18 protein-coding genes and 2 pseudogenes are annotated in these 25,636 nt (G+C 65.3%); 5 read left to right on the top strand and 15 right to left on the bottom strand.

Going from position 1 to position 25,636, the window contains the following annotated elements; all coding sequences use genetic code 11:
- Positions 1-9 precede the first annotated feature (9 nt).
- A complete protein-coding gene (locus EO156_RS08100) occupies positions 10-1,011 on the top strand; it encodes a magnesium and cobalt transport protein CorA (RefSeq protein ID WP_026006916.1) in 1,002 nt (333 codons plus the stop codon).
- Between the two features lie 169 nt (positions 1,012-1,180).
- Here EO156_RS08100 and EO156_RS08095 read toward each other — a convergent pair whose 3' ends face one another.
- The 11 genes and pseudogenes from EO156_RS08095 to EO156_RS08045 all read right to left on the bottom strand — a co-directional run bounded on the left by EO156_RS08095 (position 1,181) and on the right by EO156_RS08045 (position 15,461).
- On the bottom strand, positions 1,181-2,572 hold the full coding sequence (locus tag EO156_RS08095; RefSeq protein ID WP_016849506.1) for an NAD-dependent succinate-semialdehyde dehydrogenase: 1,392 nt from the start codon (positions 2,570-2,572) through the stop codon (positions 1,181-1,183).
- Between the two features lie 179 nt (positions 2,573-2,751).
- Positions 2,752-3,600, bottom strand: a complete 849-nt coding sequence (locus EO156_RS08090) for an ABC transporter permease subunit (protein WP_016849507.1) — start codon at positions 3,598-3,600, stop codon at positions 2,752-2,754.
- On the bottom strand, positions 3,597-4,508 hold the full coding sequence (locus tag EO156_RS08085) for an ABC transporter permease subunit (protein ID WP_016849508.1): 912 nt from the start codon (positions 4,506-4,508) through the stop codon (positions 3,597-3,599). Before EO156_RS08085 ends, EO156_RS08090 begins: the two co-directional genes overlap by 4 nt.
- A pseudogene (potA, locus tag EO156_RS08080) lies at positions 4,505-5,638 on the bottom strand (polyamine ABC transporter ATP-binding protein). The gene EO156_RS08085 and the pseudogene potA overlap by 4 nt, the downstream one beginning before the upstream one ends.
- Before the next feature lie 113 nt (positions 5,639-5,751).
- Entirely contained in the window at positions 5,752-7,242 is a 1,491-nt protein-coding gene (locus EO156_RS08075) for an efflux transporter outer membrane subunit (RefSeq protein WP_003488323.1), read from the bottom strand.
- 4 nt (positions 7,243-7,246) lie between these two features.
- Complete coding sequence (locus EO156_RS08070; protein ID WP_003488321.1) at positions 7,247-8,833, bottom strand: DHA2 family efflux MFS transporter permease subunit; 1,587 nt, start codon at positions 8,831-8,833, stop codon at positions 7,247-7,249.
- Positions 8,830-10,129: pseudogene (locus EO156_RS08065) on the bottom strand (HlyD family secretion protein). Before EO156_RS08065 ends, EO156_RS08070 begins: the two are co-directional and overlap by 4 nt.
- Before the next feature lie 249 nt (positions 10,130-10,378).
- Positions 10,379-11,494, bottom strand: a complete 1,116-nt coding sequence (locus EO156_RS08060) for a polyamine ABC transporter substrate-binding protein (protein WP_016851512.1) — start codon at positions 11,492-11,494, stop codon at positions 10,379-10,381.
- A gap of 236 nt (positions 11,495-11,730) precedes the next feature.
- Complete coding sequence (locus tag EO156_RS08055) at positions 11,731-13,098, bottom strand: aspartate aminotransferase family protein (RefSeq protein WP_016851513.1); 1,368 nt, start codon at positions 13,096-13,098, stop codon at positions 11,731-11,733.
- Between the two features lie 215 nt (positions 13,099-13,313).
- Positions 13,314-14,699: a glutamine synthetase family protein gene (locus EO156_RS08050; protein WP_003488314.1), complete on the bottom strand. Its 1,386-nt coding sequence runs from the start codon at positions 14,697-14,699 to the stop codon at positions 13,314-13,316.
- Between the two features lie 6 nt (positions 14,700-14,705).
- Entirely contained in the window at positions 14,706-15,461 is a 756-nt protein-coding gene (locus EO156_RS08045; RefSeq protein WP_016851514.1) for a gamma-glutamyl-gamma-aminobutyrate hydrolase family protein, read from the bottom strand.
- Between the two features lie 143 nt (positions 15,462-15,604).
- Here EO156_RS08045 and EO156_RS08040 point away from each other — a divergent pair, with 143 nt between their 5' ends.
- The 4 genes from EO156_RS08040 to EO156_RS08025 all read left to right on the top strand — a co-directional run bounded on the left by EO156_RS08040 (position 15,605) and on the right by EO156_RS08025 (position 20,274).
- A complete protein-coding gene (locus EO156_RS08040) occupies positions 15,605-16,984 on the top strand; it encodes a glutamine synthetase family protein (RefSeq protein ID WP_016851515.1) in 1,380 nt (459 codons plus the stop codon).
- A complete protein-coding gene (locus EO156_RS08035) occupies positions 16,981-18,300 on the top strand; it encodes an FAD-dependent oxidoreductase (protein ID WP_016851516.1) in 1,320 nt (439 codons plus the stop codon). The genes EO156_RS08040 and EO156_RS08035 overlap by 4 nt, the downstream gene beginning before the upstream one ends.
- Before the next feature lie 84 nt (positions 18,301-18,384).
- Positions 18,385-19,683 (top strand): diguanylate cyclase, encoded by a 1,299-nt coding sequence (locus tag EO156_RS08030; protein ID WP_005915311.1) that lies wholly within the window; start codon positions 18,385-18,387, stop codon positions 19,681-19,683.
- Between the two features lie 129 nt (positions 19,684-19,812).
- The gene (locus tag EO156_RS08025; RefSeq protein ID WP_026007303.1) at positions 19,813-20,274 is read left to right on the top strand and encodes a bacteriohemerythrin; all 462 of its coding nucleotides are present in this window, start codon (positions 19,813-19,815) and stop codon (positions 20,272-20,274) included.
- A 119-nt stretch (positions 20,275-20,393) separates the two neighbouring features.
- On the opposite strand, the gene EO156_RS08020 is transcribed toward EO156_RS08025, so the two are convergent.
- The 4 genes from EO156_RS08020 to fdhD form a co-directional block, all read right to left on the bottom strand.
- Positions 20,394-21,674, bottom strand: coding sequence for an MFS transporter (locus EO156_RS08020; protein ID WP_005915315.1), 1,281 nt, complete (start codon positions 21,672-21,674; stop codon positions 20,394-20,396).
- A 509-nt stretch (positions 21,675-22,183) separates the two neighbouring features.
- Positions 22,184-22,453 carry a hypothetical protein gene (locus EO156_RS08010; RefSeq protein ID WP_015463329.1) on the bottom strand — a complete coding sequence of 90 codons (270 nt, stop codon included), beginning with the start codon at positions 22,451-22,453 and terminating at the stop codon, positions 22,184-22,186.
- The gene (locus EO156_RS08005; RefSeq protein ID WP_016851518.1) at positions 22,443-24,791 is read right to left on the bottom strand and encodes an FdhF/YdeP family oxidoreductase; all 2,349 of its coding nucleotides are present in this window, start codon (positions 24,789-24,791) and stop codon (positions 22,443-22,445) included. Before EO156_RS08005 ends, EO156_RS08010 begins: the two co-directional genes overlap by 11 nt.
- Entirely contained in the window at positions 24,788-25,633 is an 846-nt protein-coding gene (gene fdhD, locus EO156_RS08000; RefSeq protein WP_005915322.1) for a formate dehydrogenase accessory sulfurtransferase FdhD, read from the bottom strand. Before fdhD ends, EO156_RS08005 begins: the two co-directional genes overlap by 4 nt.
- Between the last annotated feature and the right edge of the window lie 3 nt (positions 25,634-25,636).

Genomic DNA, 25,636 nt, shown 5'->3' with positions numbered 1-25,636 from the left:
GATGCGCTCATGAACAGCCAAGGCCATCATCCCGATAATCCGTCCTGCGTCATCACCTGCGCTTACTACGACGGCGAAGGCAAGCGCCACGACATCAGCCTGGAGCACATCAGCGATGTGCTCCAGCAGCCGGCTGGCTTCGTCTGGGTGGGGCTGTACGAGCCGCAGGAATCGGTGCTGCGCAAGTTGCAGGACGAATTCGGCCTGCACGATCTGGCGATCGAAGACGCGCTCAAGGCGCATCAACGCCCCAAGGCCGAGAGTTACGGCAACTCGCTGTTCGTGGTGGTCAACACGGCGCAGCTGGTCAACGAACGCATCCGCTATGGCGAAACGCATGCCTTCCTGGGAAGGCGCTTTCTGTTGACGGTGCGGCATGGCGCGTCGCTGTCGTACGCGCCGGTGCGGCATCGGGTCGAGCGCGAGCCGGCGATGCTGCACATGGGCGCGTCGTTCTGCCTGTACGGCGTGCTCGATTTCGTGGTCGACAATTACCTGCCGATCATGGACGAGTTCCGCGACACGCTGGAACGCCTGGAAAAAGACATCTTCGCCGACGACTACAAGCGCGAGACGGTGGTGCGCCTGTATGAGCTCAAGCGCGAACTCAACAAGATGCGGTTGGTGGTGGCGCCACTGCAGGACGTGCTCTCGCACCTCAAGCGCAACCCCGGCTCACTGATCCACGAAGAAGTCGGCATCTATCTGCGCGACGTGCTCGATCACGCGGTGCGCACCAGCGATGCTATCGACACCCTGCGCGAAATGCTGGGCACGGCGCTCAGCGTCAACCTATCGATGGTGACGCTGGCCCAGGGCGAAACCGTCAAGCGCCTCGGCGCCTGGGCCGCCCTGCTGGCCGCCCCTACCTTGATCACCAGCTGGTACGGCATGAACTTCGCCCACATGCCCGAACTCGATGCCCGCTACGCCTACCCATTGCTGGTCTCCGGCGTCGTGGGCTCGTGCCTGGTGCTGTATCGCCTGTTCAAGCGCGCCAAGTGGCTCTAGGGCCGCGTTGCGGCCAGGGATTGTGGAATCGGGAATCGTAAGAGCGGTTTCCTTGATCTCCCAGATGTAGGCGGAATGGAGAAAGTGCGGTTGTGCATTCACGCCAACGCCCTAGCGAGCCGCTCTACCGATTCCCGATTCCCGATTCCCGATTCACTATTCCCAACTCTCAAGCGACATAGATCGTCTTGACGTTCATGAACTCATGGATGCCGTGCTCGGCCAGCTCGCGGCCGAAGCCGGAGCGTTTGATGCCGCCGAACGGCAAGCGCACATCGCTCTTGACCACGGAGTTGACGAACGCCGCGCCGCACTGCAGCTGCTGCGCCACGCGCTCGCCGCGCCTGGCGTCGGCCGTCCACACGCTGCCGCCGAGACCGAAGGTGGTGTCATTGGCCACGCGCACCGCTTCGGCTTCGTCGGCAACCCGGATGATCGAGGCGACCGGGCCGAAGAATTCTTCGTCGTATGCCGGCATGCCGGGAGCGACAGTGTCGAGAATGGTCGCCGGATAGCCGGCATGCGAGCCGGCGACCGGTTCGCCGCCCAACAAGACCTTGGCGCCCTTCGCCACGCTGGCCTGCACCTGCTTGTGCAATTCGTCGCGCAGGTCGGCACGCGCCATCGGCGCCAGCGTGGTGCTGTCCTGCTGCGGGTCGCCCACGACGCGCTGGGCTGCCGCCGCGACGAAGCGCTCGATGAACCGGTCGGCGATCGCATCCACCACGATGAAACGCTTGGCGGCGATGCAGGTCTGCCCGCTATTGTCGAAGCGCGACTGCACGGCCGATGGCACGGTGTGCGCCAGATCGGCGTCTTCGAGCACCACGAACGCGTCGCTGCCGCCGAGCTCCATCACGCACTTCTTGAGCTGGTCGCCTGCATTGGCGGCCAGCGAGCGACCGGCGCGTTCGCTGCCGGTCAGCGTTACTGCAGCAATGCGGTCATCGCGCAGTACATCGGCAGCCTGGTCGTTATCGATATGCAGCACATCGAACACGCCCGGCGGAATGCCGGCGGCGTCCAACACCTCTTTCATGGCGTCAGCGCAGCGCGGCACGTTGCTGGCGTGCTTGAGCAGCGACACGTTGCCGGCCATCAGGCTTGGCGCCAGAAACCGGAACGCCTGCCACAACGGAAAATTCCACGGCATGACCGCGAACACGCAGCCCAGCGGTTCGTAGCGCACATAGCTGGATTGCGCTTCGGTAGGAATGTCGCGCCGCGCCAGGTAGTCGGCGGCGTGTTCGGCGTAATAGGCGCAGGCCTGCGCGCACTTGTCGATCTCGGCCAACGCCTCGCGGCGCAGCTTGCCCATCTCGGCGGTCATGATGCGTTGCAGGTCCTCGCGGCGCCTGGTCAGCTCCTCGCCAATGCGGCGCAGCAAGGCGCCACGCTCGGCCAGCGGCAACGCGGCCCAGGCCGGAAATGCCTTGGCGGAAGCAGCCAGACGCGCTTCGATGGCAGGGGCGTCCAGGGTCTGCTGGGTATGCTCGACCTGGCCGTTGGCGGGGTTGACGGTGTCGTAGGACATGACGGTCTCCTGTTGCGAGGCGGTCATGCTAGACGCCGGCAAGTTCGGGGCGCGTCACAATCGCCTGAAACTGCTGCAACACTGTGTTCGCAAGCACCGGCCGCCGGCGCCACCTGGTGCATGCAGTCGCACTGGTTTCGGAACCTGCCCTGTCCAACGGTCACCCGCCGCTGCACGCATCTACGCCTCGCGCCTTCCTGTCGCGATCAACCTTCGCGTTGCAGTGCCAACTGCGCATCGCGCAGGCGACGTTTTTCGCTGCGCGCCAGCAGCCACCAGCCGATCAGCGCGGCTACCGACACCGCCAGCACCATAAGCGTGGCCAGCGCATTGATCTTCGGACTGATGCCCAGACGCACCGACGAAAACACCTTGATCGGCAAGGTGGTGGAACTGGGCCCGGCCAGGAAACTGGCGATCACCACATCGTCCAGCGACAGCGTAAAGGCCAGCAGCCAGCCCGATGCCAGGGCCGGCGCGATGATCGGCAAGGTGATCCGGAAAAACACTTTCAGCGGCGTGGCACCGAGATCCATCGCGGCTTCTTCAAGCGAGCGGTCCAGTTCCTGCAGCCGCGAAGAAATCACCACGGTCACGAACGATACGGTGAAGGTGACATGCGCTACCCAGATCGCTACCGCGCCGCGCGGCGCGATGCCGAGCACGCCACCCATCGACACCAACAACAGCAGGATCGACAGACCGATGATGACTTCGGGCATCACCAACGGCGCGGTGATCAGTGCGCCGAACAGGGTTTTGCCGGGAAAACGCCGCATGCGCACCATCGCCATGGCGGCCATCGTGCCCAGCACCGTCGATGCGCAGGCCGTCCAGAACGCCACCTCCAGGCTGACCCAGGCTGCGTCGAGCAATTGCCGGTCGCGCACTAATTCGCCGTACCACCTGGCCGAAAACCCGCCCCACACCGTCGCCAGGCGCGAGGCGTTGAACGAATACACCATCAACAACAGGATCGGCAGGTACAAGAAGCCGAAACCCAGCGCGAGCACGCTGCCGCCGAGCAGGCGCCCACCGCGCGACGCGCGCATCATGTCAGGCGCCCTTCCAGCTCACGCTGCTGGTAACGGTGGAAGATCACGATCGGCAGCAACAGCAGCAGCAACATCACCGTGGCCACTGCCGCTGCCACCGGCCAGTCGCGGTTATTGAAGAACTCGCCCCACAGCACGCGCCCGATCATCAAGGTGTTCGGCCCGCCCAGCATTTCCGGGATGACGAACTCGCCGACCGCCGGAATCATCACCAGCATGCAGCCGGCCACGATGCCGTTGCGCGATAGTGGCAAGGTGATGCGGACGAATGCCTGCCATGGCCGCGCACCCAGGTCGTAGGCTGCTTCGAGCAGGCGCTGATCGTGCTTGACCAGGTTGGCGTACAGCGGCAACACCATGAACGGCAGATAGCAGTACACGATGCCGATGTAAGCGGCGATCGGCGTGTACAACAATTGCAACGGCTGCTCGATCACACCCAGCGCCAACAGCGCCTGATTGAGCACACCATTGCCATCGAGAATGCCGATCCACGCGTACACGCGGATCAGAAACGACGTCCACGACGGCAGCACCACCAGCATCATCGCCACGTTGCGTGTGGCCAGCGGCAGCCGCGCGATCACGTAGGCCATCGGGTAGCCGATCAACAGCGCCAGTGCGGTGGAAATGGCCGCGATCTTGATCGAACTCAGGTAGGCAGCCACGTACTGGCTATCGCGCAGCAAGGCCAGATAGGCGCCCAGATGCAGTTTGAGGCTCACCGCACCGTCGGCAGCAACCGCCAATAGCGGCGTATACGGCGGCATCGCGGTGGCGCGCTCGGCGAAGGAAATCTTCAGCACGATCAGGAACGGAATCGCGAAGAACACCAGCATCCACAGATATGGTGCGGCGATCACGCCCCAGCGCGCGCCCGCTAACCCGCGTATGAGCACGCGTTTCATGCGGTGAGCACCACGCCGTCGTCTTCGCCCCACCCTACCCACACGGTGTCGCCCCAGGTCAACGCTTCGCTGGCCCAACGCTGGCGATTGGCGAAATTGGCCATCAGCTTGACCCCGCTGGGCAAGCGCACGTGGTACACCGAATGGCTGCCGAAATAGGCGATGTCTTCGATCACGCCCTGCGCCTTGTTGCAGGCCTGCGCCGGCTCGTCCTTGCCGATCGCGAGTTTTTCCGGGCGCAGCGCGAACGCCACCGCCTGCCCTTCGAAGCCGGTGATGCCGTGGCCGATGCGGATGCAGGCATCGAACGCAGGCGTTTTCAAGGTGACGTATTCGGGCGCGTCGTCGGCGATGAGCGCATCGATCAGATTGACCGAGCCGATGAACTCGGCCGCAAACCGGTTGGCCGGCTGCTCGTAGATTTCATCGGGCGTGCCGACCTGCTGGATCCAGCCCTGGTCCATCAACGCGATCCGCGTAGCCATGGTCATGGCCTCTTCCTGATCGTGGGTGACCATGACGCAGGTCACGCCGGAGGTTTCGATGATGTTGACCAGTTCCAGCTGCATCTGCGAGCGCAGTTTTTTATCCAGCGCACCCATCGGTTCGTCCAGCAACAGCAGCTTGGGCCGCTTGGCCAGCGAGCGCGCCAGGGCCACGCGCTGCTGCTGCCCGCCGGAGAGCTGGTGCGGCTTGCGCCTGGCCAGCGCGCCAAGCTGCACCAGCGCGAGCATCTCGCCGACGCGGGTGGCGATCGCAGCCTTGGACAAGCCTTCCTGCTTCAGCCCGAAGGCGATGTTCTGCTCCACGCTCATATGCGGAAACAGCGCGTACGACTGGAACATCATGTTGATCGGGCGCTAGTACGGCGGCAGCGCGTCGATGGGTTGACCATCCAGGACGATGCGCCCCTTGGTCGGCCGCTCGAAGCCGGCAAGGCAGCGCAGCAGCGTGGATTTGCCGCTGCCCGAACCACCGAGCAACGCGAAGATCTCGCCCTTGCGAATCTGCAGGCTGACGTCGTCGACCGCGACAAAGCCGTCGAACTCCTTGCGGACCGCGTCGATGCTCAGGTAGCCGCCGTCGCCAGCGGTGAGGTGGGGCTGCGGGGTGGCCTCGGGGGATGCCATTCAACCTCTCGATTGCGCAATGCATGCGCCACAACGGCCAATGCCGACCATGATGGCAAAACCCGGACGCGGCCGCGCATGAGCTGCCGCGTCAACGATTGCCTTGGCTGGTCTCAGCGTGCGTCCTGCGCCGGTTCGCTCCAGCCCAGCCCCAGACTCTTCTGCAGGGCCACGTAATTCACCAGCAACTGCACCTGCGCCTGCGCGGCGGCGTCCTGCGCCGACAACTGCTGGCGCTGCACATCCAGCAGATCGATCGATGAGGTGGCGCCGGCATCGCGACGTTGCTGCATCAGCCCGGCCGAACGCGTGGCCGAGGCTTCGGCCTGGCGTGCGACCACCAATTGTTTGCGTGCCGAACCGAAGCGCGCCAAGGCCGAATTGGCATCCTGCAAGGCCGCCAACACGGTCCCTTCGTACGCCGCCGTACGACCGGCATTGCCGGCGCGCGCCTGCTCCACCTGCGCGCGGGTCTTGCCGAAGTCGAAGATCGACCAGCGCAGCATCGGCACCGCCAATGTGGTCCGCGCATCGGAATTGAAATCGCTCGGCGAGCCGGCGACCCAGCTCAACCCGCCCAGCAGACTCACCTGCGGGAAGTAGCCGTTCAACGCCTCGCCGATCTGCGCGCTGGAGGCGGCCAACTCGCGCTCGGCCTTGCGCACGTCCGGGCGCCGGCGGATCAACGCACCGGCATCGTCCACGCGGACCTGTGTCGGCAACATCGGCAAAGGTTGCGGCGCGCTGAGCTGCGCATCCAGCGCGCCGGGCTCGCGCCCGACCATCAATGCCAGCTGGTCCAGCGCCTCCTGCGATTGCATTTCCAGCGGCAGGCGCTGGGCTTGCTGTTGCTGCACCTGGGTGGCGATCTGCTCGACCTGCAGGTCCGAGGCGGCGCCCTGCCCGCGGCGTTGCTGCACCAGCTGCAGCGACTGGCGGATCTTGTCCAGGTTGGCATCGGCAATGGCCAGGCGCGCCTGCAAGCCGCGGTAGTTGAGATAAACCTGCCCGACTTCGGCGGCCAGCTGCACTTGCGCATCGGCGAGCTCGGCCTCGGAGGCCTGCGCCTGCGCCAGCGCACCTTCGGCGGCGCGACGGCGGCGGCCGAAGAAATCCAGCTCCCAGCTGGCATCGAAACCGGCGCTGTAAATCTCGGTCTTTTCCAGATCCAACGCCTGGTTGCCGGCCGCCGGCGGCTGGCCGGGTTGACCCTGTTGCAGCCCGCCGAGCGTATCGACAATGGTCTGCGGCGGCTCGGCGTAGGCATACACCGCGCTGGCGTTGAGCTTGGGCAGGCGTTCGGCGCGGCGTTGCTGGGCCAGCGCGCGGTTGGCGCGCAGCCGCGCCTGCGCCGCGCGCAGGTTGGGGCTATCGGCCAATGCCTGGGCGACCAATTGGGTCAGGAGCGGATCGTGCAGTTCCTCCCACCAGTGATTCAGGGGTGCGGCGGCAACCACGTCCGCGCCGCTGGCGCGGTGCAGGGCGGGTGCTTGCATCGCCGCGTCGGCAACCGCTGGCGGCTTGGTGTAGTTGGGGCCGAGCATGCAGCCGCCAAGCAGCAGCGTACTCAACGCCGCAGCCAGCGGCATGCGGATCAGGCGCATGGAATCAGTGCATTGCAAGGTGCGCCCCCTTGGGTAACGGCTTGAGCAAAAAGGCCAGCGGAATCGTGCAGACCACGATCACGCCGAAGATCCAGAACAGATCGCTATAGGTCATCACCAGGGCCTGCTGTTGCACGACGCGGGCGAACTGGGCGATCGAGCGGGCCGCCGCCTCGCCGCCGGCACTGCCCTGCATCTGTGCGGTCAGGCCGGCCAGCGCCTCCTGCGCACGGCTGGCGTTGGCGGTGATCGAACTGCCGATGGTTTCGGTGTGGAAGGTCATGCGGCGCTCCTGAAAGGTGGAGATCAGCGCCAGCCCGACCGAGCCGCCCAGGTTGCGGCCGGCATTGAACAGGCCCGAGGCATCGCCTGCCAGTTCCGGCGGCACCGACGAAATCGCCGCCTGGTTGAGCGACATCATCGCCAACGCCAGGCCGCAGCCCTGCAGCAGCTGCCCGGCGACGAAGTGCGTGCCCACGGTGTCGGCAGTGAGCGACAGATTGACGAAACAGGCAGCGGCAAAGCAGATCAGCCCGGCAATGACCAAGATGCGCACGTCCACCGTTTCCAGCAGCTTGGGCATCATCGGCATCAGCAACACGGTCGGCAGGCCGGACAGCAGCAGCACGTATCCGGCCTGCTCGGTGTTGTAGCCGGAGATCACTGCCAGGAACTGCGGAATCATGTACATGACGCCGAACAGGATCATGCCCACCGCCATGACCATGATGAAGACCGCGCCGAAGCTGCGCTGCAGCAGCAGCGACAGGCGGATCACCGGAGGGCGGCGCCGGAATTGGCTGATCACCAGCGCAATGAATCCGCTCAACGCAATCAGGCTCAGGGTATTGATCTCGCTGGACTCGAACCAGCGCTCGCGCTGGCCTTCTTCCAGCACCACGGTCAGCCCGCCCAGACCCGCGGTCAACCCGTAGATGCCCAGCCAATCGGCGTTGAGCAGGCCTGCCCAGTCGCCCTTTTCGTGTTTGAGACCGAGCAGCAGCAACGCGACCAGGCCAACGCAGATCGGCACGTTGATGAAAAACGCGTAGTGCCAGCTGACGTTTTCGGTCAGCCAGCCGCCGAGCAGCGGGCCGATCACCGGACCCATGATCACGGTCATGCCAAACAAGGCGGTGCCCATGGTCTGCTGGCTGGGCGGCAACCGCGTGGCGACGATGGTCAGCGCGGTCGGAATCAAGGCGCCGCCGGCCAGGCCTTGTCCGACGCGGCCGATGATCATCATCGACAGCGACGTCGACAGCCCGCACACCACCGAGAACGCGGTGAACATCACCGCACAGATCAACAGGAAATTGCGCAGGCCCAGCGTGCGCACGAACCAGCCGGTCAGCGGGATCATGATGATCTCGGCCACCAGGTAGGCGGTGGAAATCCAGGTACCTTCGGTGCCGCTGGCGCCGACCTCGCCCTGGATGGTGGGCAGCGCGGCATTGACGATGGAAATATCCAGCGTCGCCATGAACGAGCCGATGGTGCCGGCCAGCACCGCCAGCCAGGCGCCCGGCTCGGCCTTCTCGCGCTGGGCGCTGCCGCCGGCACGCGGGCCGGTGGCGGCCGCTGCACTCATCGCGCGCGCTCCTGCTCCTGCACGCGGTCGGATTCTTGTTCGGCACGCTGCTTGGCGTCCTTGGCCGAGCGCGTGTCGACAGTGACTTCCACCGACATGCCCGGCACCAGCACCTTGCGCGCCTCGTCACCGGCCAGCACACGGATGCGCACCGGCACGCGCTGGACCACCTTGGTGAAATTGCCAGTGGCATTTTCCGGCGGCAGCAACGCGAACTGCGAGCCGGTGCCCGGCGACAGGCTCTCGACTTTGCCGTGCAGTTTTACGCCCGAAAGCGCATCGACCTCGATCTTCCGGCGGCAGCAACGCGAACTGCGAGCCGGTGCCCGGCGACAGGCTCTCGACTTTGCCGTGCAGTTTTACGCCCGAAAGCGCATCGACCTCGATCTCGGCCGGCTGGCCGGGACGCATCAGGCCGACCTGGGTTTCCTTGAAATTGGCAACCAGATACAGCGATTCCTGCGGCACGATGGTCATGGTGCGGGTGCCGGCGCCGAGGAACTGGCCCACCTGCACGGTCTTGTCGCCAACCCGGCCGTGGATACGGCTGGTCAGACGGGTGTCTTCCACCGCCACGCGCGCCTGGTCGGCATCGGCGGTGGCCTGTTTCACGCCGGCCTGTGCCTGTTCCAGTTGCGCGCGGCTGGCCTGGATCTGGCTCTCGCCAGCCTTGGCCTGCGCCTGCGCGGCGTCGTACTGGGCGCGTGCGCGTGCCAGATCGTGCTGCAGGCTTTCCTGATGTTCGTGGGTATCTGCACCGGAGGCGGCCAACGGCGCGAAGCGCTTCACTTCGGACTGGGCGAACTTGAGGCTGGCAGCAGCTGCGGTGACCTGGGTGCGCGCCTGCAGCAGCGCCGATTCCTGTGCGGAGACATTGGCGGTGGCCGCGACGATATCGGCCTGGCGTGCGGCAATGGCGGCTTCGGCCTGCTGCAGCGTGGCCTGGTAGGTGCGGTCGTCGATCTGCAGCAGCGGCTGGCCAGCCTCCACGATCTGGTTGTCGCTCACCAGCACCTTGGTCACGTAGCCGCTGACGCGCGGTGCCACGGCCACCGAATCGGCCTGCAGATAGGCGTTGTTGGTGTCCTGCATGTAGCGGCCCTTGACCAGGTAATAGGCCAGCCACACCACCAGCAAGATCAGCACCAGCACCCCGACCAGGATCAGCGTCCACTTCACCTTGGGGTTCTTCAACGGCGAGGGTTTGGGCGGCTCCTGCTCGCCGCGCGCGCCTGCGCCCTGCGCATCCGTGGCCGAGGACTGGCCGTCATTGGACTGATGGTCGTGGTTGCTCAAAAGGATGCGTCCTGTGTGATGGGCGAGGCGCGCCACGCAGCGGCCGTCTCGGCGGCGTCGGCAGTGGCGGCGCAACCATACAATTATTTGAACTGCCCGGTACAGATTGCGTGATGGGCCAGTCAGCTGGCAATCGGCCTATCAGGTCCCGACGGTGCCACCCCTAGGCCGCGCGCCGGGCCCGTGGCATGGGCCGTTGCACGAGGCAGCACTGCGCTCGGGCGCAGCATCCACCGGCAACGCAGCAGGTCAATGCCCGGTCTTGATCTCGGTCCACAGCCGCGTGTACAGCCGGTCCACTTCCGGCGGATTGATCGCGTAGGTGAACATCTTGGCGGTCACCTTCGGAGGCGGGTAGATGGTGGGGTCGTTGCGGATCGCCGCATCCACAAACGGGGTGGCGGTGCGCACCGGGTTGGCGTAATGGATGAAGTTGGTATTGGCGGCGGCCACGTCCGGCTTCAACAGATAATTGATGAAGGCGTAGGCGTTGTCCGGGTGCTTGGCATCCTTGGGAATGGCCAGCATGTCGAACCATTGCGGCGCACCTTCCTTCGGAATGGCGTAGGCCACCTTGATGTTGTTGCCGGCTTCCACGGCACGGTCGCGCGCCTGGATGATGTCGCCGGACCAGCCCACCGCCAGGCAGGTGTTGCCGTTGGCCAGCGAGGTGACGTACTGGCTGGAGTGGAAGTTCTGCACGTACGGGCGAATGGCCTTGATCAGCGCGGCCGCCTTTTCGATCTCGGCCGGCGTGGTGCTGTGCGGATCGAGCCCGAGATAATTGAGCGCGATGGGAATCATGTCCGAAGGCGTGTCCAGGATGGTCACGCCACAGTCCTTGAGTTTGGACAGATTCTCCGGCTTGAACACCAGATCCCAGCTGTTGGCGACATCGGTGTTGCCGAAGATCGCCTTGAGCTTGTCGACGTTGTAGCCGATGCCGGTGGTGCCGATCATGTACGGCACGCCATAGGCGTTGTTCGGGTCCTGCGCGGCGATGCGGCGCATCACGTCCGGATCCAGATTGACCAGATTGGGGATCTTGCTCTTGTCCAGCGGCAGGAAGACGCCGGCCTGGATCTGCCGGCCGAAGAAGTTCAGCGTGGGCACCACCACGTCGTAATCGCTGCCGCCGGCCAGCAACTTGGTTTCCACCATTTCGTCGCTGTCGAAGACGTCGTAGGTCACCTTGATGCCGGTGCTCTTTTCGAACGCGGGAATGGTGTCTTCGGCGATGTAATCGGAATAGTTGTAGACGTTGAGCACCTTGGCCTGCGCGTCGGCCCTGCCGGGCGCGCCAGCGCCGCCACAGCCGGACAACAGGGTGATGGACAGCGTCAGGGCGAGCAGTCGCAGCGTCATGTGGGTCTCCAGGCAGCGCGATGGGGCGGCCGGTCTCGAATCCGGGCTCTTCCCAGCCTACCCACCACGCCCGGATTTGCCCAGCGCAGCGAGGCCGGCACAGAGAGGCCTTGCCGGCTGGCGAGCGCGGCAGCCGCCGCGATGGCACCGATGTGTGCGCATGCTTGGTCGTACTCGTACTCGTCCTCGTCCTCGTCGCGGCCCGCTGCCGTGCAGTGGGACCGGTTGTGCGGGAGCTATCGGCCCAGCGCCTGCGCGGTATCGTCCAGCGCGGCCCAGGCCTTGTCGAACAATTCATCGACCTGCGCGGGGGTGATGATCAACGGCGGCGACAGCAGCATGGCATCGTAGGTCGCGCGTAGGATCAGACCGCGGCGCAGCGCGAAATCGCGACACATCGCCCCTACCCGCCCGCGTCTTGGGAAATACGCACCGCGACGCTGTTTGTCCGGCACCAGTTCCAGCGCCCCGACCAGCCCGGCGATGCGTGCCTCGCCGACCAACCGGTGCTCGCCCAGCGCGGCCCAGCGCTGCGCCAGGTATGGCGCAACCTGTGTGCGCGCGGTCTCGACAATGCCCTCGTCCTGCAGCAGGCGCAGGTTTTCCAGCGCCACCGCCGCGCACACCGGATGCCCGGCGTAGGTGCCACCGTGCGCCAGCTCGCCGCCTTGGGTCTTGAGCACACCGGCCACGCGGTCGTTGAACATGGCTGCCGCCAACGGGATGTAGCCGGAAGTGATGCCTTTGGCCAGCGTCATCACGTCGGGCTGGAAGCCGAAATACTCCGCACCGAACCATTCGCCAGTACGCCCGAAACCGCAGATCACTTCATCGGCGACCAGCAAGACGTCGTAGCGCCGGCAGATCCGCTCGATTTCCGGCCAGTAACTGCGCGGCGGGATGTAGACGCCGGTCGCGCCCATGATCGGCTCGCCGATAAAAGCGGCCACATGTTCCGGGCCGAGTTCCAGAATCTTGTCTTCCAGACGACGTGCCGCCAGCAACCCGTATTCCTCCGGATCCATCTCCCCGCCATCGCCGAAGTGATACGGCGGTGCGACGTGGTGGATATCGGCAATCGGCAACCCGCCCTGCTGATGCATTCCCCTCATGCCTCCTAGGCTGGCGCCGGCCATGGTGGTGCCGTGATAACCATCATGGCGGCCGATGAAGATGCGTTTTTGCGGCTGCCCCTGCACGGCCCAGAAATGCCGCACCAGGCGCAGGATGGTGTCGTTGGCCTCGGACCCGGAGTTGGCGAAGAACGCATGATTCAGATCGCCCGGCGCCAACTCCGCCAGCTTCGCCGCCAACTGAATGGTGGGCTCGGTGGTGCACTGGAAAAAGCTGTTGTAGTACGCCAGCTGCTCCATCTGCCTTGCCGCTGCCTGCGCCAGTTCCTTGCGCCCATAGCCGACATTGACGCACCACAATCCGCCGAACGCATCCAGCAACTGGTTGCCATCGGCATCCCACACGTACACGCCCTCACCGCGCGTCAGGATGCGCGTGCCCTTCTGCGCCAACGCCGCATTGTCGTTGAACGGATGCAGATGATGGGCGGCGTCGAGCTGCTGCAACGCCTTGAGCACCGAAGGATCCACGACCTGCTCCGCGCATGAGGAGTTACCAGCATACCCAGGCCCTGTTGCCGGACCGTGGATGGCTTTGCAGATCGCCCGGCCAATCCCTTGCACGCCGGGCAAACAGGTAGGCCTCGAGAACTTCAACTGCCGCCAAAGTCGCCCTCATCCGCCCTTCGGGCACCTTCTCCCGACGGGAGAAGGAAACCGCTCGGCACGGGTCTCAATCACGCAGCTCACACATTCAACAGCAGGAACTCCCGTTCCCACGAACTGATGACCCGGAAAAACGTCTCGTACTCTTTTCGCTTCACCGAGATGTACGCACGCACGAACCGCCGCCCCAACATCTCCTGCAACGCCTGGCAGCCTTCCAGCTCATCCAGCGCCTCGCCCAGCGAGCGCGGCAAATCGTAGCCTTGCTCCTTGCCATTGCTGCTGATCGGCGCGGTCGGCTCGAGCTTTTCGCCGATCCCCAATAACCCGCAGGCCAGCGTCGCGGCCATGGCCAGATACGGGTTGGCGTCGGAGCCGGCGAAGCGGCTTTCCACCCGCATGTTCTGCGGCACATCGATGGGCACGCGCAGCCCGCAGGTGCGGTTGTCGAAGCCCCACAGCACATTGCTCGGCGACACCTCGCCGAACATCAACCGCCGGTAAGAATTGACGTTGGGCGCCAGCAGGCCCATCGCCATCGGGATGTATTTCTGCAGGCCACCCAGATAATGCGCGAAGGTATCGCTGAAACCGCCTTCGCGCTTGCCGCTGAATACGTTCTTGCCGGTGCCGGCATGCAGCAGGCTCTGGTGGATATGCATCGCACTGCCTGGCTCGGTTTCCATTGGCTTGGCCAGGAACGTGGCATACACACCGTGCCGCAGCGCGGCTTCGCGCATGGTGCGCTTGAACAGGAACACCTGGTCCGCGCGCGACATCGGGTCGGCATGGGTGAAGTTGACTTCCAACTGCGCGGCGCCGGATTCGTGGATCAGCGTGTCCACGTCCAGTTCCATCGCATCGCAATAGTCGTACATCAGGTCCAGGATGGGGTCGAACTCGTTGACTGCGTCGATCGAGTACGACTGCCGCGCCGTTTCCGGCCGCCCCGAGCGCCCGGCCGGCGGCAACAGCGGGAAGTCGGGGTCGGTGTTTTTCTGCACCAGGAAGAATTCCAGCTCTGGCGCCACCACCGGTTGCAGCTCGGCCTGGGCATAGGCATCCAGCACGCGGCGCAGCACGTTGCGCGGGGCAAGTTCGTGCGGCTGGCCATCCTTGGTATAGCAGTCGTGGATGACCTGCGCGGTGGGGTCTGCCGCCCACGGCACCATGCGCACGGTGCTGGCGTCCGGGCGCAGATGCATGTCCGAATCCGATGGCGAGGTCAGCGCGTAGTAATCGTCCGGGAAATCGCCGGTCACGGTAGTGGCGAAGATGCCTTCCGGCAGGCGCGTGCCGTAATCGTGCGAGAACTTGTCGGCGGGAATGATCTTGCCGCGGGCGTTGCCGGTGATGTCCGGCACCAGGCATTCCACCTCGGTGATGCTGCGCTCCTTGAGCCAGCGGCGCAGCGCGCTCTCCGGCTGCGTGGACGTGGTCTTGCGCGAACGTGTGCGGATGGACATGCAACCTCACTTGCCGCGTCGCGCGGCGTATTGGCGACAGGCCTCGCCGAAGGCCTGAAAGATGGCACGGTAGAACGGATGCTGTGTGACACGCCATTCCGGATGCCATTGCACCGCCAGCAGAAAGCCCGGGCCGGGGCCGTGGAACGCTTCGATCAGACCGTCCGGCGCGGTGGCTTCGATCAGCAAGCCCTCGGCCAGCGTGGCAATTCCCTGCCCGTGCAGGGAATTGACCCACACCTGGGCGCTGTCGCTCATGCCCGCCAGCCAACCGCCGGGATGCAGGTGCACCACATGCGCCGGACCGTATTGCGTGTCTATCGGTGTGCCCGGGTCCTCCCGGTGATCGGCCATGCCGGGCACGTCGTGCACGCGCTGATGCAGGCGCCCGCCCAAGGCCACGTTGGCTTCCTGCAGCCCGCGGCAGATCGCCAGCACCGGCAGGCCACGCGCAAGCGCCTGCGGGATCAGCCCGAGGCTGGTGGCATCGCGCGCCGGGTCGTGCGGGTTGCCTTCCCAACTGGGCTCGTCGCTGTAGTGATGCGGCTCCACATTGCTGACCGCTCCGGTCAACAGCAGCCCATCCAGCCGCTCCAGCCACGCGCCCGCATCCAATGCCGGCTGCAGGCTGGGCAACAGCACCGGCATCGCACCGGCCGCCTCGACCACCGCGCGGATGTACTTCTCGCCGGCGGCCAGGAACGGATGAGGCCCTTGCAGGATTCGATCGGTCGGCAGGCCGACCAGCGGAACGACAGCCATGCGCAAAGATCCGATGCGTTGGGTGGAACGTCGATACGGTCGAAGTTACCGCGCCATCGCCGGCATTGCCAGGCGCGCCAGTGCGCTTGCGATTGCTCACGCGCGCTTTGCTACGCTGCGCGGCGACTTCGCAGGTGTTGCCCATGGCTTCCGAGACTTCCGTCGCGTCCCTGCCCGCTGCCGATGCCCACACCCTCTCTCGCATCGCCGGGTGCGAGTCTGTCGATCTGTTATTGCCCGACACCAATGGCGTGCTGCGCGGCAAGCGCGTAACCGCCGATGCGCTGAGCAAGGTGTATCGCGACGGCGTGTGCCTGCCGATGTCGCTGATCGCCACCGACATCACCGGCAACACCGTGGAAGAAACCGGTCTTGGCTACGCGATCGGCGACGCCGACCGCATCTGCCGGCCGATCGAAGGCTCGCTACGACCGGTGCCCTGGGCGCCACGGCCGATGGCGCAGCTGTTGCTGGCGATGCACACACCCGAAGGCGGGCTGTTCGAAGTCGCCCCGCGGGCGGTGTTGCAGCGCGTGCTGCAGGGGTTTGGCGCACTCGGCCTGACCCCGGTCATCGCCGTAGAGCTTGAGTTCTATCTGTTCGATGTGGTGGCCGATGCGCAGGGGCGCCCGCAAACCCCGCGCGACCCGATCACCGGCGAACGCAGCGACAGCACGCAGGTATATTCGCTGCAGGATCTGGACGACCAGCGTGACTTCACCGATGCGGTCACTGTCGCTTGCAGACAGCAAGGCATTCCGGCCGACACCGCCGTGGCCGAGTATGCACCCGGCCAGTTCGAAATCAATCTGCAACACCGTGCCGATGCGGTGGCCGCCTGCGACGAGGCGGTTCTGCTCAAGCGCACCATCAAGGCCATTGCGCAGCAGCAGGGCAAGCTGGCCAGTTTCATGGCCAAGCCTTTCCCCGGCCAGGCCGGCAGCGGTTTGCATGTGCATGTGAGCCTGCTCGATGCCGCCGGGCACAACGTGCTGGCCAGCGCCGCCGACGCGCCTGCGCAGTCGCTACGCCACGCCATCGCCGGGCTACAGCGGCATGCAGATGCCTCGCTCTTGATATTCGCCCCGCATGCCAACAGCTATCGCCGCTTCGTCAGCAATGCGTTCGTGCCGCTGGATGCGAGCTGGGGCTTCAACAACCGTACCGTGGCACTGCGCATCCCGCACAGCGAAGCGCACAACACCCGCATCGAACACCGCATTGCCGGCGCCGATGCCAACCCATATCTGGCCGCTGCAGCCGTGCTGGCCGCGATGCTGGACGGCCTGCGGCAGCTAGCCGAACCCACCGCGCCGGTCACCGGCAATGCGTACGCACACTCGGCGTTCGCCCCACGCAGCTGGCAAGGCGCGGTGGATGCGTTCCTCGGCAGCGACTTCATCGGCGAGCAGTTCGGCACGCAGTTCCAGCACGTATTCGGCCAGCAGAAACGACGCGAGCTGCTCGACTACCAGGCGCAGGTACCGGACCTGGATTACGCGCGGTACCTGCGCACCGTGTGATGGCTCGCCCGCACGCGCCACTGCCGCACAGCAACTCGCCGGGCAACGGGTATCCGGACAGCTGGTACGCACGCAGCACGCCAGCCCTACCCCAACAACCGCGCCTGCAAGGCGCCGAGCACGCCGACGTCTGCATTCTCGGCGGTGGCTATACCGGCCTCACCGCTGCGCTGGCGCTGGCCGAGGCCGGTTACGCCGTCACCGTGCTGGAAGCCCGGCGTGTGGGCTGGGGCGCGTCGGGGCGCAATGGCGGCCAGGCCATCGTTGGCTACGGGTGCGAGCAGGAAACGCTGGAAGCGCTGGTCGGCAACGACGATGCTCGCCTGTTGTTCGATTTCTCGCGCGACGGCATGCGCCTGCTGCGCGCACGCATCGCCGGCCATGCCATCGCCTGCGACTGGCGCGACGGCCACGCGCATGTGCCGCTGAAGCCGCGTCAGGTACGGGCGCTGCAGCACGGCATCGTGCGCATGGCCGAACGCTACGACTACCCGCTGCAGTGGTGGGACCGCGCACGCACCCGCCAAATGCTGGACAGCCCGCTGTACCTGGGGGCCATGTTCGACCCCGCCAGCGGCCATCTGCATCCGCTGGCCTATGCATTGGGCCTGGCACGGGCCGCGCTGGCCGCCGGCGTGCGCATCTACGAAGATTCGGCCGTGACCAGGCAGCAACCCGGGGCGCGCGTGGTGATGCATACCGCCCACGGCAGCGTGACCGCCGCGTTCGGCGTGATCGCCGGCAATGCGCTGCTGCACGGCATCGCCCCGCCCCTGGAGCAGCGCATCATGCCGGTCGGCACCTATGTCGGCGCCACGCCGCCATTGGGACAAGCGCGTGCGCGCGCCCTGATCGCCAACGACATGGCGGTAGCCGATACCAACTGGGCACTGGATTACTATCGGCTCAGTGCCGATCACCGCCTGCTGTTCGGCGGGCGTGCCAGTTACTCCTCGCGTCCGCCTGCGGGCTTGCAGCGCCTGATGACCCGGCGCATGCACACGGTATTCCCGCAGCTGCACGCTGTGCCGCTGGAAACGCTGTGGGGCGGCTACGTGGACATCTCGCGCAACCGTGCACCGCACTGGGGCCGGCTGGCGCCCAACCTGTACTTCGCACAGGGCTTTTCCGGACATGGCGTGGCTGCCACCGGCCTGGCCGGCCAGGTGATTGCCGAGGCCATCGCCGGCCAGAGCCGGCGCCTGGACGTGTTCGAACGCATCGGCCATCGCCCGTTCCCTGGCGGGCAGCGGCTGCGGACCCCGCTGCTGGTGGCGGCGATGAGCTGGTATCGGCTGCGCGATGCGCTGTGGTGACCGCCACGCTTTGGAACGTGGTGCTCAAGTTTTGGCGAGCAGGGCCGTTAGCTGACCTGACGGTTCGATCCAGACGGCCAGCCGATGTCCCCAGGTACCCTACATCGCAATAGTGAAAGTGCAGTCCTACCGCAGCGGGTGCTGTTGGTGGAGAACTCGCGCACGTTCACCAGCATGCTGCGCGAAGCCATCGAGCAACGCGTGGAACTCCCGGTCACGGTCGTCTCTACCCTGGCCGAAGCGGCGCGTGTATTGGACGAAGAGGACGGCTGGTTTCTGGTCCTCACCGGCCTGGTGCTGGTCGACGGCGACCGCGACAAGGTCGTGGAATTCTTTCTCTCGCGCAAACTGCCCACCGTGGTGGTCAGCGGCGTGTACGACGAAGACCTGCGCCAGCGCGTGCTGCAGCAGCAGATCATCGATTACGTGCTGAAAAATGCACCGGGCAGCATCGAGTACCTGGCATGGCTGGTGCAGCGCCTGGAGCGCAATCGCCGGATCGCCGCCCTGGTGGTGGACGACTCGCTGTCGGCACGCACCTATGCCGGCGCCCTGCTGTCGATGTACGGCTACCGCGTGGTGCTGGCGGCCGACGGCGCTGCCGGGCTGGACGCGATCGAACGCGACCCCGACATTCGCCTGACCATCGTCGACCAGGAAATGCCTGGAATGGATGGCGTGGAATTCACCCGCCGGCTGCGCGCGATCCGCTCGCGCGACAAGGTGGCGGTGATCGGCATCTCCGGCAACAGCGATTCGTCGCTGATCCCGCGTTTCCTGAAGAACGGCGCCAACGACTTCCTGCGCAAACCCTTTTCGCGCGAAGAATTCTTCTGCCGCGTGTCGCAGAACGTGGACCAGTTGGAACTGATCGGCACGCTGCAGGATCTTGCCACCCGCGACTTCCTCACCGGCCTGCCCAACCGGCGCTATTTTCTGGAACAGAGCCAACGGGTCATTCCAAAGCTGTTGTTGGAGGACCAGACGGTGACCGCCGCGATGGTGGATATCGACCATTTCAAGCACATCAACGACACCTGGGGCCACGAAGCCGGCGACCAAGCGTTGCGTGCGGTGGCCGCGTCGGTGTCCGGGCATGCGCGGCCGCAAGATCTGGTCGCACGCTTCGGTGGCGAAGAATTCTGCCTGTTGGTGCCCGGGCTGGATGCCGCCAACGCCACCAGCTATTTCGAAACCCTGCGCGAACGCATCAGCGCCCTGCGCGTGCGCGTGGGAGACGAGACGTTGAGCATGACGGTGAGCATCGGCGTATGCATCGCCAGCGAAAGCGACCAGTCGCTGCATTACCTGCTGAACGAAGCGGACAAGCACCTGTATCTGGCCAAGGCCGGCGGCCGTAACCAGGTGCGTCTGGCAAGCTGATCCCGCATCGTCTGCAGGCCCAAGCGGCGCGTGCGGATGACGCGCCTGCCGACCTGCCTTGATCCAGATCAACGCCCGGCCGGCGCGCGCGGCTTACCGTATGCCCATCGCATTGGGCAAGGTACTTCGATGGCACTGCTGGTCTGGCAGGACGACCTCAACACCGGGATCGAGGTGATCGATCATCACCACCGGCGCATTGTGGACATGATCAATCAGCTGCATGTTGCGCAGACCAGTCTGCAGCAACTGGCAGTGGCGGAGGTGATCAACGAACTGATCGATTACACGCTCTCGCACTTCGCCTTCGAAGAAGAATTGATGCAGGAAGCGGGCTATCCCTTCAGCCAGGCGCACCAGCGCGTGCACGCGGTATTCGGCAAACGGGTCGGCGAATACCGCCTGCGCTTCCAGGCCGGCGAAGACGTCAGCGACGAGCTGCGCAACATGCTCTCGCGCTGGCTGTTCAACCATATTCGCGGCGACGATCAGGCCTACGCACCGCAGGTGATCGCACACCTGGACCGGTTTTCGCGCACCCATCAGCACGGTGGCTGGCTGGGCCGCACGCTCAAGCGGATCTTCGGCTAGAAGCCAGATCAGCAGCACGGCGCTGCGGCAGCGCACTGAGGCGTGCCTGGTATCGCGTCATCGTGCGCCGCCGTGCTGCTGCACGATCCGGACACTCCATAAACCGTCGCGATCTCCGGTCAGCGACGCCAGCGCCGCGCCACTACCAGCGCGACCAGGCTCAGCACCGCCGCCCCGCCCAGGTAATACCCCACCGATTGCACGCCGTAACTGGCCGCCAGTTGCGTGGCCACGTAGGGCGCCGGCGCCGCACCCAAGATGCTGGCCAGATTGAACGACAGCGACGCGCCGGTGTAGCGCACCTCGGTGGGATACAGCTCGGCCAGCAGCGTGCCGCAGGGACCATAGGTCAGGCCCATGAAGAAAAACCCTAGCGACAGGAACGCCAGCACCTGCAACGGGTGGCTGGCCTGAAACAGCGGCGCAAACGCCAGGCCGAATGCCACGATGGCGATGCTGGCCAGCATCATCGCCAGCGGCGCGCCGTGCCGGTCGCCAAACTTGGCCGACAACGGAATGCCCAGCGCAAAAAACACGATGCCGGCCATCTGCAACAACAGGAATTGTTCCTTGTCGTAACCCAGCGTCTTGGTGCCATAGCCCAGTGCAAAGACCGTCATCAGATAAAACAGCACGAAGGTGGCGAACGCGCCCAGCGTGCCGACGATCAGTGCCGGCCAATGCTGCCAGACCACGGTGCCCAGCGGCAGCCTGACACGCGTCTTGCGGTCCAGCGTCCTCTGGAAATCTGGCGTCTCGGTGATGCTCAGGCGTACCCACAGCCCCGTCAGTACGAGCAAGGCACTGGCCAAAAACGGCACGCGCCAGCCCCACTGCATGAACTGCGCATCGTCCAGCACTGCGCCCATGCCCAGAAAGGTGCCAGTGGACAACAAAAACCCCAGCGGCGCGCCCAGTTGCGGAAACATGCCGTACCACACGCGCTTGCCCGGCGGCGCGTTCTCGGTGGCCAGCAGCACGGCCCCGCCCCATTCGCCGCCCAGCCCCAACCCCTGGCCGAAGCGACACAGCGCCAGCAATGCGGGCGCAAATACACCGATCTGCGCGTAACTGGGCAGCAGGCCGATCGCCACGGTGGACAACCCCATCGTTAGCAGCGCCGCCACCAGCGTGGCCTTGCGCCCTACCCGGTCGCCGAAGTGACCGAACACCGCCGATCCCACCGGCCGCGCGACAAACGCCACCGCAAAGGTGGCCAACGACTGCAGCATCGCCGCACTGCCATCGCCGGCGGGAAAGAACAGCGTGGGGAACACCAGCACTGCGGCGGTGGCGTAGATATAGAAATCGAAGAACTCGATGGTGGTGCCGATCAGGCTGGCGAACAGCACGCGCGCGGGTGAATTGGTGGGTGTGGCGAGCGGCGCGGCGGCAGTCATCGTTGATCGACATCCAAAAAACAAGACGGCCGATTCTGGCAGATCACAGCACTGCTTTGCGTAGGCGAACCGGGTGGTGAAAAGTTACAGGCGTGACTGACGGTGCTGTAGATCGTGTCCCACTCGTCTTGAACCAGATGTTCGCAGCAGTGTCAGGCAAATCGTAACCGGAGATCGTCTACTGCTCAGCCTGCAAGGTGTGGGGCCTTCGCGTTTGCTGCAGGGCCTTGCCCGCCCACCATCGCAGGACACGCCGCACGTACGTCCTTGTGGCTCCGTGGCGGCATCCATGCCGCCACGGATCCCGCGACGGTGGGCGGGCAAGGAACAGTTGAGTTGGTCGGTCTGCAAAGCTTCCAATAAGGCAAGCAGCGACACGCTGCCCCCCGCTTTTCAACAAGCACACCGCGCACTCGACCGTCGAAGCTTTCGACCTTCGCCCGTCAATGGATGCCAAATCCGTAGACCGCCAGATCCTCATCAAAGCGGCAATGACTCGCGCAGCCGCCCTACGGCGCCTGCGCCGCGGCTTGCCGCGCATGCTCGGCCAAACCAACTGGCGTCAGCACCGCACATTGCCGCTCGCCGCGATCTTCCACGCGCACCCAATCCGGACCCGGTTGACCGTCCAGGTTCGCCGTCCCCAACCAGGCGAGCGTGCGCAGCAGCACGCTCATCCGCACGCCCAGGTGCTTGCATAGCCGCGCCAGCGACACGCCATCGGGCGCGTCGGCAAGCACACGCAGCAGCTGCACGGTGAGCTGTGGATCAGCGGACAAGCACCGCTCCGATATCGCGCGGTGCCGCATCAGCGGTTTCGGCGCGGTGCGGCAGCACGATCACCGGAATCGACTTGGAGGTCGGCGTACGCGCCTCGTCGGCGAAACTGGACAACGGCACCAGCGCGTTGGTTTCTGGGTAGTACGCGGCCAGGCAGCCGCGCGGGATGTTGTAGTCCACCAATAGGAAACGCCGCGCCTCGCGGCGCACGCCGTCCTCGCACAGGCTTTCCAGGTCAACCCAATCGCCCGCCTTCATGTTCAATGCCGCGATGTCCGCCCCATTGATGAACAGCACACGGCGCTCGCCGAACACGCCGCGATAGCGGTCGTCCAACCCATAAATGGTGGTGTTGTATTGATCGTGCGAACGCGTGGTGGCCAGCGTAAACACCATCTGCTCGGCGTGGCCACGACGCGCGCGATGGATGGGGTTGTCGGTGGGCACCGCATGCGGCTTGAACACCGCGCGTTGTTCCGGCGTCACCCACTGGCGATCGCGGGCGGTGTTGGACAGACGGAACCCACCCGGCGTACGCACGCGCTCGTTGAAACCGGCAAAGTCCGGGAACACCTGCGCGATGAGATCGCGCACGCGGTCGTAATCGCCTACCAGCCAACGCCAGCGGATCGCGCTGCGTGCGCCCAACGTGGCTTCGGCCATGCGCGCCACGATCGCCGGCTCCGACAGCAGGTCCGGCGAGGCCGGCGGATTGATGCCGGCCGACAGGTGCACCATGCTCATCGAATCTTCCACCGTCACGCCTTGCGAGCCGGCATCCTGGATGTCGATCTCGGTGCGCCCCAAACACGGCAGGATCAACGCATCGCGCCCATGCACCAAGTGGCTGCGATTGAGCTTGGTGGTGACATGCACGGTCAATTCGCAGTTGCGCAACGCGCGGTGCGTGGCATCGGTATCCGGCGTGGCGGCAGCAAAGTTGCCACCCATCGCGAAGAACACCTTGCCGCGCCCATCCAGCATCGCCTCGATCGCACCCACGGTATCGAACCCGTCTGCGCGTGGCGGCGCGAAACCGAACACCGATTGCAGCTTGTCCAGGAACGCGGCCGGCGGCTTTTCATAGATCATCATCGTGCGGTCGCCCTGCACGTTGCTGTGCCCGCGCACCGGGCAGACGCCCGCGCCGGGACGGCCCAGGTTGCCGCGCAGCAGCAGCAGGTTGGTGATCATGTGGATGGTCGCCACCGAATGCTTGTGCTGGGTGATCCCCATGCCCCAGCAGGCAATCACGCGCTCGGCATTGAGATAGATCTCGCCGGCTTTGCGCAGCGCAGTTTCGTCCAGCCCGGATTCTTCGACGATGGTGCCCCAGCTTTCCGCATGCACGTCGGCAGCGAAGGCCTCGAAATTGGCGGTGTGCGCCTGGATGAACTCCAGGTCCAGCAAGCGCGGCGTACCATCGCGCTGCGCCTGCGCGTCGCGCTCCAGCACATGCTTGATGATGCCCTTCACCGCAGCCAGGTCGCCGCCGATCTTGAGCTGGAAATAATCCGAAGCGATGCGCGTGGAACCGTTGTGCAACATCTCCAGCTTGTCCTGCGGGTCGGCGAACTTTTCCAGCCCGCGCTCGCGCAGCGGGTTGAACGCCGCAATCGCCGCACCGCGCTTGGACGCCTGACGCAACTCGCCCAGCATCCGCGGGTGATTGGTGCCCGGGTTCTGCCCGAAGATGAAGATGGCGTCGGCCAGCTCGAAATCGTGCAGCGACACCGTGCCCTTGCCCACGCCGATCTGCGAACGCAGCGCCGTGCCGGAGGGCTCGTGGCACATGTTGGAGCAATCGGGGAAGTTGTTGGTGCCGAACTCGCGCACGAACAACTGATACAAGAACGCTGCCTCGTTGCTGGTACGCCCGGAGGTGTAGAAGATCGCCTCATCCGGCGTTACCAGGCCATTGAGATGCCGCGCGATCTGCGCAAAGGCATCGTCCCAGCTCACCGGCACGTAGTGATCGCTCGCAGCGTCGTAGCGCATCGGGTGGGTCAGTCGACCCTGCCCTTCCAGCCAGTAGTCGCTGTATTGCGACAGCAGGCTGACGGTGTGCGAAGCGAACAGCTCCGGCCCGGCGCGACGTGCGGTGGACTCGGCCGCCACGGCCTTGGCGCCGTTTTCGCAGAATTCGAAGGTGGACGTATGGTCGCGATCCGGCCAGGCGCAACCGGGGCAGTCGAAGCCGTCCGGCTGGTTGGCGTGCAGCAGCGTCTTGGCGCCCTGCACGACGATGTCCTGTTCCATCAGGTGCTTGGCCACCGAGCGCAATGCGCCCCAGCCGCCCGCGGGATTGTCGTACTGCTTGATGGTTTTCTTGCTCATGCGGGCTCTCCCACGGCAACGCCCAGATCCAGGCGCTGCGGATGGCTGTAAACGACACAATCGTGATCGCGGGCAAACCCGATCAGGGTCAGTCCCGCACTTTCGGCCAGGCTGATCGCCAGCGCCGTAGGTGCCGAAATCGCTGCGAGCAGCGGAATTCGGGCCTGCGCGGCTTTCATGGCCATCTCAAAGCTGGCGCGGCTGGTGACCACCGCAAACCCGTGCGATGCATCGATGCGCGCGCGCGCCAATGCACCGATCACTTTATCCAAGGCGTTATGCCGGCCCACGTCTTCGCGGACCAGCTGCACATTGCCCTGCGCATCGGCCCAACCGGCGGCGTGCACGGCGCCGGTCTGCGCGGCGATGGGCTGCCGTGCGTGCAGCGCATCCAACGCATGCGCCAAGGCATCCACGTCGATCTGCAGGGACGATTGCAGCACCGGCGGCACACGCAGCACCGCTTCGATGGACTCGTTGCCGCACACCCCGCAACCGCTGCGCCCGTCCAGATTGCGCCGCCGCTGGTGCAACGCGGCTGCCCGCTCGGGCGGAATTTCGATCTGCAGCGAAGCGCCTTCCAGAAACGTCTCCACCGCGATCACGCGCAAGTCCTGCGCGTGATCGACGATGCCTTCGCTCAACGAGAACCCGAGTGCGAAATCCTCCAGGTCCTCCGGCGTGGCCATCATCACCGCGAACGGCACGCCGTTGTAGATGAAGGCGACCGGCATTTCGGCCGCCACCATATCCTGCACCGTGGCGCTGCGGCCGCCGCGATGGCGACGGACCGTGCGCACCACACTGCCGGGACGCACGGAGCGGGAAGACGGACTGGTCATCTC

Source organism: Xanthomonas sp. DAR33341 (assembly GCF_003992815.1).
Classification (GTDB): domain Bacteria; phylum Pseudomonadota; class Gammaproteobacteria; order Xanthomonadales; family Xanthomonadaceae; genus Xanthomonas; species Xanthomonas cissicola.
Note: the sequence above shows the minus strand (reverse complement) of the source record. Positions and strands in the feature narration are given on the sequence as shown.